Below are 12416 nucleotides of genomic sequence, written 5' to 3'. Positions count from 1 at the left end.
CTCCGGACCGCTGTGCGGTCTCAGCTGTCCACGCCGGCTTCCCACTTGCGTCGGCGCAGCACGTAGTCGCTGAAGAGGTGTCGGCTCCGGTCGAGCAGTTCACCCACCTCCGCGTCGCCGTGCGGCCCGTCCGGTGACGGATGCCAGCGCTGCACTGCTTGTCCGGCCCAGGTGCGCAGCTTGGTATCCGGGTCGTCGAGCAGGCCGACCGCCGCCCGTAGCGGCGCGATGCCGCCGCACGCGTCGAGCAGCCGGAACGCGCCGACGCGGACGTGCCGCGGCCGTGCGGAGCCGGTGCGCTCCAACAGCGGGCCGCCAGGCAGTTCCCTGGCCGATGGCAGCAGGGCGGTGGCGGTCTCGCGGACGACCCCGGCGGCGGGGTCGTCGAGGAGCGGCCACAGTTGCTTCGCGTCCACGCAGTCCAGTTCCCGCAGTCCTGCCACCGCTCGCGCCCGTACGCCGGCCTCCGGGTGTGCGAGCAGCGACCGCAGCAGCCCGGCGTCCGCGCGGTTCCCGCACTCGGCCAGCCCGATGACCGCGCCGGGCGGCAACTCGGGGTCGTCCGGCGCCGTGCACCGCTCCCGGTACCAAGCCGCCGGGTCACCTCCCTGCTGTCGGACGACGTACCGGGCGCACGCACGCACGAGCGCGGAGCGGTCGCCCAGGAACGGCTCGGTCTGCTTCGACCGCCCCGCCCGTCTCAGCGCGGTGACGCCGGCCGAACGGGTACGCGGGTTGCGTGCGGACAGCAGTGGAGGCAGCACACTCTCGTAGGCGTCCTCATCCTCGGGAGCCGCGAGCGCCGCTGTGGCACACAGGTCCTGCACCACGGTGTCCTGGTCCCGGGCGGCTGCGCGGGCCAGCTCAGCGGGACGGAGCGTTCGGCCCTCGATGGCCAGCCGGTGCGTGAACCGCCGGACGAGGCGGTCGGGGTCGGCGAAGAGTGCGGCGAGCTGCCTGTGGGATGCCTGGCGCAGGGTCCGGCCGAGCATTTCGACGGCGAAGGCACCTCTGTCGCGGCGGCCGACGCGGAGGATGAGCGGCGCGAGGCCGAGGGCGGAGTCGACGTCCAGGGCCTCGTGCAACAACTGCCGGGCCTGGTCGCGCACCGGTTCGGCCCAGTCGGCGCAGCGGATCACGACCAACGGCAGCAGACCGGGGTACCGCGCCGACTGACGCACCGCCTCCTGACGGATCCGCCCGTCGCGGTGGCAGAGGGCGAGTGCGAGCCGAGACCCGTCGAGCTGAGTCAGGTCGGCGGGCAGCGGGGTGGAGTGCTCCCACGCCGACAGGAACTGCGAGCGGTACCAGGCCACCTCACGCACTCCTGCGTCCAGCGCGAGCCAGTCACCGGGGTCGGCGACATCAAGCGTGCTTCGAAGCGGCGCACCTCCCGCGAGCCGTGTCGCCGCCTTCGCCCCGTCCTCGATGTCCTCAAGCATTCCCGCCCCCCTCCAGTAGTTGTGACGGGTGATCGTAGAACGGAGGGCTCGCGTAGGGCGCGTGAAATACGGCCCGTGAGGGATCTTGTCATCCCGGGTCGCCGGATTCACGCACGCGCGGACCCGTGGTCCCGCAGCGCGAACCACAGCTCCGTCCGTACGTCCATGTCGTCCAGGTCCGCGTCCAGCAGCACCGCGCACCGGGCGATGCGCTGGCGGACCGTGTTGCGGTGGACCTTGAGGGCCACCGCCGTGCGGTCCCAGCTGCCGTGGAGGCTCAGCCAGCAGCGCAGCGTCTCGGCCAGGGGCTCGGTCAGGGGGGCCAGGAGCGTGCGGGCGTGGGCCTCGGCGCGGTCGGGCGGGATCAGGGCGGCCAGGCCGCCGGTGCCGGGGCGGTGTGTGGTCAGCGCGGTGCGGGTCGCCTCGGCGTGGCCCAGGGCGCGGGCCGCCTGGGTGTCGGCGTCGGGCAGGGCGTTGACCGGGGCGGGGCCGGAGACGCCGAGGGTCCAGCCGGGCTGCGGGGGCACCGCCTCGTGGCGGCCGGGGAGCAGGACCCGTACGGTCTCGCGGTCCACGTCCGAGAGGGCGGAGCCCAGGGCGGCGCCGAGGGCCCCGGCGTTCAGCGGGCCGGCCGGGGTGCCGTCGGCGCGCCGGGCGTGGACCACCGTCCAGGAGTCGCCGCCGCCCAGCAGCGGGGCCACGTCCTGCGGGGCCGCGCCCAGCAGCAGCCGTACGAGCGCGGCCGATCGGCTCGCGGCGTCGGCGCCCTGGTGCGGGGCGGTGAGCAAGGAGAGCAGCACGACGGCGATGCCCGCGACGGTGTGGTCGCCGAGGTCGCGGCGGGGTGTCGCCAGGGCGAGGGCCAGCCCCTGACCGCCACCGAGCGCGTACGCGAAGAGGTGGGTGCCGCCCCGGGTGTCGGTCGCCGACGACGGGTTCGGCTTACGGTCCGGGGCGGGACCCGTGGACCCTGAGGGCGCGGTGGGCGCGGTGGGCGCGGTGGGCGCGGTGGGCGCCACCACCCGGGCCAGCCGGGCCAGGGCCGTCTGCACATCCGGTGCCGGGCGCCCGCCCGCCGCGTGCAGCACACCGCCGTCCGCCGTGAGCAGCGCGACCCGGCCCTCCAGCTGTACGGCGAGCTGACGCAGCACCGCAGGCACCGGGTCCGGGCGGGCAGCCGCCGTCGCCAGAGCCTGCTGGGCCCGGGTCACCCGGCGCAGCTCGCGGTGCCGGGCCTCCGCCATGAGCCGCCAGACCGCCTGCGCGATCGCGGTGAAGCGGGTCGCCGGAGGAACCTCAAGGAGGGGGAGGCCGTGCCGGTCGCACGCCTCCACCAGGGCCGCCGGCACCGTGTCGTGCACCGGCGCCACCCCGAAGCCGAGCGCCGCCGCTCCCGCCTGCACCAGCCGTGCCACATAGGTGTCGGCGTCCGTGAGCTGCACCCCGGCGCTCAGCAGCAGCTCACCGCCGAGCAGATACGGATACGGGTCGGCCATCTCCGAGGTGTGCACCCACAGCAGATCCGCCTGGTCCGGACCCGCGATCCGGCGGAGCCCGAGTTCCTCCCGGGCCAGGAGTTCGGAGAGGGCGATGGGAGGGGCGGGCGGCCCGGCGGGGGAGTCCGGCATGGATGGTCCATCCATTCAGCTTCATCAGGATGGAGGAAACGTACACTTCAGCGTCGGCTTCCGGCCACCTACCGTCTTCAGCACCACACCCCCTGAGCGGAACCGAGACGGAGGAAGGCCCATGGCTGTCGACTACGCGGTGATCGTGGTCTATCTGGCCGGCATGCTCGCCATGGGCTGGTGGGGCATGCGCCGCGCCAAGTCCAAGAGCGAGTTCCTGGTCGCCGGACGGCGGCTCGGCCCCTGGATGTACTCCGGCACCATGGCCGCGATCGTCCTCGGCGGTGCCTCGACGATCGGCGGCGTGGGCCTCGGCTTCCAGTACGGGCTCTCCGGCGCCTGGATGGTCTTCACGATCGGCCTCGGGCTGCTCGCCCTGTCCGTCTTCTTCTCCGCGCGCATCGCCCGGCTGAAGGTCTACACCGTCTCCGAGATGCTCGACCTGCGTTACGGCGGCCGGGCCGGGGTCATCTCCGGTGTCGTCATGTGGGCGTACACGCTGATGCTCGCGGTCACCTCGACCATCGCGTACGCCACCATCTTCGACGTCCTGTTCGACGTGAACCGCACCGTGGCGATCATCCTGGGCGGCACCATCGTCGTCGCGTACTCGACGCTCGGCGGCATGTGGTCGATCACGATCACCGACATGGTGCAGTTCGTCGTCAAGACCATCGGCGTCCTGCTGCTGCTCCTGCCGATCGCCGTCGTCAAGGCCGGCGGCTTCAGCGAGATGAAGGCGAAGCTGCCGACGGAGTACTTCGACCCGCTGGGCATAGGCGGCGAGACGATCTTCACGTATGTCCTGATCTACACGTTCGGCATGCTGATCGGCCAGGACATCTGGCAGCGCGTGTTCACCGCCCGCAGCGACCGCACCGCACGCTGGGGCGGCACCGTCGCCGGTACGTACTGTCTGGTCTACGCCGTCGCCGGTGCCGTCATCGGGACGGCGGCCAAGGTGATGTACCCGAAGCTGCCCAGCGCCGACGCCGCCTTCGCCACGATCGTGAAGGACGAACTTCCGGTCGGCGTACGGGGACTGGTGCTGGCCGCCGCCCTCGCCGCGGTGATGTCCACCTCCTCCGGCGCCCTGATCGCCTGCGCGACCGTGGCCAACAACGACATCTGGTCGCGGTTGCGGGGCGTGGTCGCCAAGGACGGCGGTGAGGAGCGGGACGAGGTGAAGGGGAACCGCGCGTTCATCCTCATCATGGGCGTCGCCGTCATCGTGATCGCCATCGCCCTCAACGACGTCGTCGAGGCGCTGACCGTCGCCTACAACCTGCTGGTCGGCGGGTTGCTGGTGCCGATCCTCGGGGGCCTGCTCTGGCGCCGGGGCACGGCGGCGGGCGCGCTGGCGGCCGTGGCCGTCGGCGGTGTCGCGGTGATCGGACTGATGGCCGCCTACGGAATCCTCGCCAACGAGCCGGTCTACTACGGGCTGATCGCCTCACTCGCGGTGTACGTGGTCGTCTCGCTGGCGACCAGGCCGACCGATCCGGCCGTGCTGACCGCCTGGCGTGAGCGCCTGGCCGGGCGGGGGACCGACGACCCGGCCACCCCGGACCCGGTCACCGTCTGACCAGCCGGTACCGGCCCCCTGAGAGACTCAACAGCGTATGAACGCCCACAAGGCGCGCATGGCACGACGAAAGGCACCCACACCATGAGCAGCAACGAATCGCCGCGCGGCCCCGTCGACTCCTCCCGCGTCCCGCGGTACGCCGGACCCGCGACGTTCGCCCGGCTGCCCCGGCTCGACGAGGTCGGCACCGCCGACGTCGCCGTCGTCGGAGTGCCCTTCGACAGCGGCGTCTCCTACCGGCCCGGCGCCCGCTTCGGCGGCAACGCGATCCGGGAGGCCTCGCGCCTCCTGCGCCCCTACAACCCGGCGCAGGACGCCTCCCCCTTCGCCCTCGCCCAGGTCGCCGACGCGGGTGACATCGCCGCCAACCCGTTCAACATCAACGAGGCCGTCGAGACCGTCGAGGCCGCCGCCGACGACCTGCTCTCCACCGGCGCCCGGCTGATGACGCTCGGCGGCGACCACACCATCGCGCTGCCCCTGCTGCGTTCGGTCGCCAAGAAGCACGGCCCCGTCGCCCTGCTCCACTTCGACGCACACCTGGACACCTGGGACACCTACTTCGGGGCCGAGTACACCCACGGCACGCCGTTCCGCCGCGCCGTCGAGGAGGGCATCCTCGACACGGAGGCGCTGTCCCACGTCGGCACGCGCGGCCCGCTGTACGGCAAGCAGGACCTCACCGACGACGCCAAGATGGGCTTCGGCATCGTCACCTCCGCCGACGTCATGCGGCGCGGCGTCGACGAGATCGCCGACCAGCTCCGCCAGCGCATAGGCGACCGGCCGCTCTACATCTCCATCGACATCGACGTCCTCGACCCGGCGCACGCCCCCGGGACCGGCACCCCCGAGGCCGGCGGCCTCACCTCGCGCGAGCTCCTGGAGATCCTGCGCGGACTCTCCTCCTGCCACCTCGTCTCGGCCGACCTGGTCGAGGTCGCCCCGGCGTACGATCACGCCGAGATCACTTCCGTCGCCGCCTCGCACACGGCGTACGAACTGACGACGATCATGTCCCGCCAGATCGCGGAGGGCCGCACCCAGTGAGTCACGACCACGACGACCGGCCGCAGCTCACGGCGGCACAGGCCGAGGCAGCCCTCAAGCCCCCGCCCGGCCGCAACGGTGGGGACCTCGTCGTCGAGACCCTCCAGGGACTCGGCGCCACCACCGTCTTCGGGCTCCCCGGCCAGCACGCGCTCGGGATGTTCGACGCGCTGCGCCGCTCCTCGCTCTCGTACGTCGGACTGCGCGTCGAGAACAACGCGGGCTTCGCTGCCGACGCCTACGGCCGGATCACCGGTGAGGTGGCGCCGCTGCTCCTCTCCACCGGTCCTGGCGCCCTGACCTCGCTGGCCGCGCTCCAGGAGGCGGCAGCCGCGTCCGCGCCCGTGCTGGCGGTCTCCAGCCAGATCCCCACCCGGGGGCTCGGTGGCGGACGTCACGGCTATCTGCACGAACTGCGCGACCAGAAGGCGTCCTTCCGCGACATCGTGAAGTCCGTGCACACCGTGCGCACCGCGTCACAGATCCCTTCCGCGATCGCCGCCGCCTGGGAATCCGCCCTGACCGCCCCGCACGGCCCGGTCTGGGTCGAGATCCCGCAGGACGTGCTGCTCGCCGAGACCGTCCTGCCCGTGGTCAGCGCGCTCGACGCCACACCGCGTGAGCTGTACCCGCGCCCCGAGCTGACCCTCGTCGCCGCCTACCTGCTGTCGGACGCCGAGCGCCCGGTGATCATCGCGGGCGGCGGAGTCGTACGCTCCGACGCGTCCGGCAAGCTGCGCGCCCTCGCGGAGAAGATCAACGCCCCGGTCGTCACCACCTTCGGCGGCAAGGGTGCCTTCCCCTGGGAACACCCGCTCTCGCTCAGGTCCTGGCTGGAGGACCGGCACACCACGGACTTCCTGGAGTCGGCGGACGTGCTGCTGGTCGTCGGCTCGGGACTGGGCGAACTCTCCTCGAACTACCACACGTTCGCCCCGCGCGGCCGGGTCATCCAGATCGAGGCCGACGCCGGGAAGCTGGAGTCCAACCACCCCGCGCTCGGCATCCACTCCGACGCCCGCGAGGCCCTCGCCGACCTCCTGGACGCCGTGGAGCCCCGCGAGGACGACACCGCGCCCGAGCGCGTCCGGGCGCTGCTGGAGCGGGTCCACGCACGCATCGCGGAACAGGACCTCACGCTGGAGCAGCAGGTGCTGGCCTCGGTCCGCGAGGCGCTGCCCGACACCTCGCCCAGCTTCTGGGACATGACGATCCTCGCCTACTGGGCGTGGTCCGCCTTCGACGCCCGCCGCCCGAACACGATGCACTCGGCGCAGGGCGCCGGCGGCCTGGGCTACGCCTTCCCCGCCGCGATCGGCGCGGCCGCGGCCGATCCGACGAAGCCGGTGCTCGCGGTCTCCGGCGACGGCGGCGCGATGTACTCGATCGCCGAGCTCGCCACCGTGCGGCAGTACGGCCTGCCCGTCACGTGGCTGATCGTCGACGACGGGGGCTACGGCATCCTGCGGGAGTACATGACGGGCGCCTTCGGAGAGGCCACGGCGACCGAGCTCTCCCGCCCGGACTTCGTCGCCCTCGCCGAGTCCTTCGGCGTCCCCGCGGTCCGTACGACGCCGGAGACGCTCGCCGCCGACCTGGGCAAGGCCCTGGCCTCCCCGGGGCCCGCGGTCGTCGTGCTTCCCGCGCTGCTGAAGATGTTCGAGCCGACGCACCTCTGAACCCGGCCACCGCCAGGTCCCGGCCCGCCTCCGGCCGGCGTGGCGTCGGTCACCGATGCCGCGCCGGAGGCCTTGCGGTGCGGGACCGGCGCCGGTGCGGCCCTCCTGCCTGTGTCCCAGGCCATAGCTCGTTTTGTCCGTTCCGCGCATCATGTCCGGGTGCTCCGCAGGGGCGGCCGACGAGACAGCGCGGAGGACTGCATGACTCACCAGTGGATGACCCGGTACTCCCGTGCCGCGCTCGGCGCCGCCCTGATCGGTGGTGTTCTCGCCCCGGCGGCCGTGGCGTCGCCCGCCACCGCGGCCCGGGCCCCCGCCGTCTCCTGTGCCTCGGACCGGGCCGGGCTCGCCGCGAAGATGTCCAAGGACATCACCTCGGCCCTCAAGGGACACAAGTCCACCACCGCCCTGGCGGTGCAGGACCACCGGACGCGTACGAGCTGCACGCTGCGCCCCACCCAGCAGGTGGACTCGGCGAGCGTCGTCAAGGTCACCGTCCTCGCCGCGCTGCTCTGGGACGCGCAGAGGACGGACCGGCCGCTCACCCCGCACGAGAGCAAGCTCTCCACAGCCATGATCACCGAGTCCGACAACGACGCGACCACCGAACTGTGGGACGAGCTCGGCCCCGCGAAGGTCAAGGGCTTCCTCAAGGCCGCGGGTATGACCCGTACGGCACTGGACGCCCAGGGGGCATGGGGGCTCACCCAGATCACCGCCCAGGACGAACAGCGTCTGCTGACGCTGGTGACGGCCAGGAACAAGGTCCTCGACGACCGCTCGCGGACCTTCCTCCAGGACCGGATGCGCAAGGTCGTGCCGGAGCAGCGCTGGGGTGTCCCGGCCGGTGCCCCGGGTGACGCGACGGTCCAGCTGAAGAACGGCTGGCTGGAGCGGGCCACCCACGGCTGGCGGGTGCACAGCGTCGGCGCGTTCAGCGGCAAGGGCCACGACTACGTGATCACCGTGCTCACTCAGGACAACAGGACGATGAAGGACGGCATCGACACCATTCAGGCCGTCTCCAAGGCCGTCCACAAGGACATCGGGCCCGCCACCGGCTGACACGCCGGGTCCTAGGACCCCCGGCCCCCGGATCCGCCCATCGGCTGAGAATCATTGCGGGAGGATGAAATCTCCGGCCGGCCGCGTTGGAGACATGCGGCAGGCCCAGGCGGGGCGACGGGGCGATACAGGAGGCACGCGTGGGCGCGGAGAAACAGGGCGCGGAGAAGCAAGGCGCGGAGAAACAGGGCGCGGAGAAGCAAGGCGCGGAGCAACACGGCGCCGAGGCGCAGGACCCCGGGACACAGGGGTGGGGCCGGCGGCTGAGCGGATACGCGTGGCGCTACCGGCGCAACGTCGTGCTGGCGCTCGGCTCGTCGCTCGCGGGCATGGCCGTCATGGCGCTCGTCCCCCTCATCACCAAGGTGATCATCGACGACGTCGTCGGCAGCCACACCCGTTCCCTCGCGGTCTGGACCGGCCTGCTCATCGGGGCCGCCGTCCTCGTCTACATCGCGACCTTCGTCCGCCGCTACTACGGCGGACGGCTCGCCCTGGACGTCCAGCACGACCTGCGTACCGAGATGTACGGCACCCTCACCCGGCTCGACGGGAAGCGGCAGGACGAGCTCTCCACCGGGCAGGTCGTCGGGCGGGCCACCAGCGATCTCCAGCTGATCCAGAGCCTCCTCTTCATGCTCCCGATGACCATCGGGAACATCCTGCTCTTCCTCATCTCCCTGGTGATCATGGCGTGGCTCTCGCTGCCCCTGACCCTCGTCGCCCTCGCGGTCGCCCCCGCGCTGTGGTTCATCGCCCGCCGCTCCAGGACCCGCCTCTTCCCGGCCACCTGGTACGCCCAGAGCCAGGCCGCCGCCGTCGCCGGAGTGGTCGACGGCGCCGTCACGGGCGTCCGGGTCGTCAAGGGGTTCGGCCAGGAGGAGCAGGAGACCGGCAAGCTCCGCGAGGTCAGCCGCAGGCTCTTCGCGGGCCGGCTGCGCACCATCCGGCTGAACTCCCGCTACACCCCGGCGCTCCAGGCCGTCCCCGCGCTCGGCCAGGTCGCGATGCTGGCCCTCGGCGGCTGGCTCGCCACCCGGGGCGAGATCACCCTCGGCACGTTCGTCGCCTTCTCCACCTACCTCGCCCAGCTCGTCGGTCCGGTCCGGATGCTCGCCATGGTCCTCACCGTCGGCCAGCAGGCCCGCGCCGGTGTGGAACGCGTCCTGGAGCTGATCGACACCGAGCCCTCCATGGAGGACGGCACCAAGACGCTTCCGGCCGACGCCCCCGCGAGCGTCGAGTTCGACGACGTCCGCTTCGGCTACGACGAGGAGCGCCCGGTCCTCGACGGCTTCTCCCTCACCATCGAGCCCGGCGAGACCGTCGCCGTCGTCGGCGCCTCCGGCAGCGGCAAGTCGACCGTTTCGCTCCTGCTGCCCCGCTTCTACGACGTGTCGCACGGCGCCGTCCTGGTCGGCGGCCACGACGTCCGCGAGCTGACCCAGGACTCGCTGCGGGCCGCCATCGGCCTCGTACCGGAGGACAGCTTCCTCTTCTCCGAGTCCGTCGCCGCGAACATCGCGTACGGATACCCGGGCGCCACCCAGGAGCAGATCGAACGCGCCGCGAGCGCCGCCCAGGCGCACGGCTTCATCTCCGAACTGCCCGAGGGGTACGACACCAAGGTCGGCGAACACGGGCTCACCCTCTCCGGTGGCCAGCGCCAGCGCGTCGCGCTCGCCCGCGCCATCCTCACCGACCCCCGCCTGCTGCTCCTCGACGACGCCACCTCCGCCGTCGACGCCCGGGTCGAACACGAGATCCACGAGGTCCTGGCGCAGGTCATGGAGGGCCGCACGACCCTGCTGATAGCCCACCGCAGGTCCACGCTCGGCCTAGCCGACCGCATCGCCGTACTCGACCAGGGCCGGCTCGCCGACATCGGCACGCACGCGGAGCTGGAGCGGCGCTCGGCGCTCTACCGCCGGCTGCTCACCGACCCGGACGAGCTGGGCGGCACCTCACCCGGGCACCAGCCGCCGGTCGCCGCCGGACCGGAGGACGACCGCGCGCTCCTGGAGGAGCTGGACGCGGAGTTCGACGCCGAGCGCGGTCTCACCCCCGGGCTGTGGATCCGCAAGGAGGAGCGGCGCGACGCGGCGGCCGCCGGTATGCCCGCCACCCCCGAGCTGCTCGCCCAGGTCGAGGCGCTGCCGCCCGCCACCGACGCCCCCGGCATCGACGAGGCGAGCGCGGTGCGCCCGGAGAAGTCGTACGGCCTGCGCAGGCTGCTGCACGGCTTCGGGGCCCCGCTGCTGGTGAGCCTGGCGCTGGTCGCCGTCGACGCGGGCATGGGACTGCTGCTGCCGGTGCTGATCCGGCACGGCATCGACGACGGCGTCACGAAGATGGCGCTCGGCGCGGTCTGGGCCGCGGCCGGACTCGGACTGCTCGCCGTCCTCGTGCAGTGGGCCGCGCAGATCGGTGAGACCCGGATGACGGGCCGCACCGGCGAACGCGTGCTGTACTCCCTGCGCCTCAAGATCTTCGCCCAGCTCCAGCGGCTCGGCCTCGACTACTACGAGCGTGAGCTGACCGGCCGGATCATGACCCGGATGACCACGGACGTGGACGCGCTCTCCACCTTCCTGCAGACCGGCCTGGTCACCGCCTTCGTCTCCCTGGTCACCTTCTTCGGCATCACGGTCGTGCTGCTCGTCCTCGACATCCAGCTGGCCCTGGTCGTCTTCGCGACGCTGCCGCTGCTGATCGTCGGCACGTTCTTCTTCCGCCGCCGGAGCGTCAAGGCGTACGAGCTCGCCCGTGAGCGCATCAGCGTCGTCAACGCCGACCTCCAGGAGTCCGTCTCCGGTCTGCGGATCGTCCAGGCGTTCCGGCGCGAGCACGACGGCGCCGAGCGGTTCGCGGCGCGCAGCGACCACTACCGCCAGGCCCGGGTGCGCGGTCAGTGGCTGATCTCGGTCTACTTCCCGTTCGTCCAGCTGCTGGCCTCCGTCGCGGCGGCCGCCGTGCTGATCGTCGGCGCCGGCCGTGTCGACAACGGCACGCTGACCACGGGCGCGTTGGTGGCCTATCTCCTCTACATCGACCTGTTCTTCGCTCCCGTGCAGCAGCTGTCGCAGGTCTTCGACGGCTACCAGCAGGCCACCGTCTCCCTCGGCCGCATCCAGGAACTCCTGCGCGAGCCGACCTCCACGGCCGACCACGACGAGCCGGTGGACGTGACGTCGCTGCGCGGCGAGATCGCCTTCGAGAACGTCTCGTTCGCCTACGCCGATGACGAGGAGGCCCTCACCGGCGTCGATCTGCGGATCCCGGCGGGCCAGACGGTCGCCTTCGTCGGCGAGACGGGCGCGGGCAAGTCCACGCTGGTCAAGCTCGTCGCCCGGTTCTACGACCCGACGAGCGGACGGGTCACGGCGGACGGCACGGATCTTCGGCAGCTCGACAGGACGGCGTACCGGCACCGGCTCGGAGTGGTGCCGCAGGAGGCATACCTCTTCGAGGGCACCGTCCGCGACGCCATCGCGTACGGACTCCCCGAGGCCACCGACGCCCAGGTGGAGGCGGCGGCACGGGCCGTCGGCGCGCACGACATGATCGCCACCCTGGAGGACGGCTATCTGCACGAGGTCGCCGAACGGGGCCGCAACCTCTCGGCCGGCCAGCGCCAGCTGATCGCGCTCGCCCGCGCCGAACTGGTCGACCCCGACATCCTGCTCCTCGACGAGGCGACGGCCTCCCTCGACCTCGCCAGCGAGGCGCAGGTCAACCAGGCCACCGACCGGCTGGCAGGACGGCGCACCACCCTGGTGGTCGCCCACCGGCTGACGACGGCGGCGCGCGCCGACCGGGTCGTGGTGATGGACCGGGGCCGGGTCGCCGAGGACGGCACGCACGCCGAGCTGCTGGCCAGGGAAGGCGTGTACGCCCGGCTGTGGCGCACCTTCATAGGAGAGGGCATAGGGGAGGACGCCCCGGCGGGTGTATGAGACATCCC

Annotated in this window: 7 protein-coding genes; 5 read left to right on the top strand and 2 right to left on the bottom strand. The window is 72.3% G+C overall.

The window, feature by feature from the left end; all coding sequences use genetic code 11:
* Positions 1 to 20 precede the first annotated feature (20 nt).
* Together AB0P41_RS03330 and AB0P41_RS03325 are read right to left on the bottom strand one after the other, a co-directional pair.
* Positions 21 to 1442: a hypothetical protein gene (locus AB0P41_RS03330; protein ID WP_356708254.1), complete on the bottom strand. Its 1422-nt coding sequence runs from the start codon at positions 1440 to 1442 to the stop codon at positions 21 to 23.
* A 107-nt stretch (positions 1443 to 1549) separates the two neighbouring features.
* On the bottom strand, positions 1550 to 3070 hold the full coding sequence (locus tag AB0P41_RS03325) for a PucR family transcriptional regulator (RefSeq protein ID WP_365929778.1): 1521 nt from the start codon (positions 3068 to 3070) through the stop codon (positions 1550 to 1552).
* 121 nt (positions 3071 to 3191) lie between these two features.
* On the opposite strand from AB0P41_RS03325, the gene AB0P41_RS03320 reads away from it, so the two are divergent.
* From AB0P41_RS03320 to AB0P41_RS03300, 5 genes are all read left to right on the top strand, one after another.
* The gene (locus tag AB0P41_RS03320) at positions 3192 to 4655 is read left to right on the top strand and encodes a sodium:solute symporter (RefSeq protein WP_365929776.1); all 1464 of its coding nucleotides are present in this window, start codon (positions 3192 to 3194) and stop codon (positions 4653 to 4655) included.
* 84 nt (positions 4656 to 4739) lie between these two features.
* On the top strand, positions 4740 to 5708 hold the full coding sequence (speB, locus tag AB0P41_RS03315; protein WP_356708248.1) for an agmatinase: 969 nt from the start codon (positions 4740 to 4742) through the stop codon (positions 5706 to 5708).
* Entirely contained in the window at positions 5705 to 7387 is a 1683-nt protein-coding gene (locus AB0P41_RS03310) for a thiamine pyrophosphate-binding protein (RefSeq protein WP_365929774.1), read from the top strand. Before speB ends, AB0P41_RS03310 begins: the two co-directional genes overlap by 4 nt.
* Before the next feature lie 201 nt (positions 7388 to 7588).
* A complete protein-coding gene (locus AB0P41_RS03305) occupies positions 7589 to 8452 on the top strand; it encodes a serine hydrolase (RefSeq protein WP_365929772.1) in 864 nt (287 codons plus the stop codon).
* A gap of 263 nt (positions 8453 to 8715) precedes the next feature.
* A complete protein-coding gene (locus AB0P41_RS03300; protein WP_365929960.1) occupies positions 8716 to 12408 on the top strand; it encodes an ABC transporter ATP-binding protein in 3693 nt (1230 codons plus the stop codon).
* The last annotated feature ends 8 nt before the right edge of the window (positions 12409 to 12416 follow it).

The sequence above is a fragment of the Streptomyces sp. NPDC079167 genome (assembly GCF_040686735.1).
In the GTDB taxonomy this organism is placed as follows: domain Bacteria; phylum Actinomycetota; class Actinomycetes; order Streptomycetales; family Streptomycetaceae; genus Streptomyces.
The sequence above is the reverse complement of the archived record's forward strand: the minus strand, read 5'-3'. Positions and strand labels throughout refer to the sequence as shown.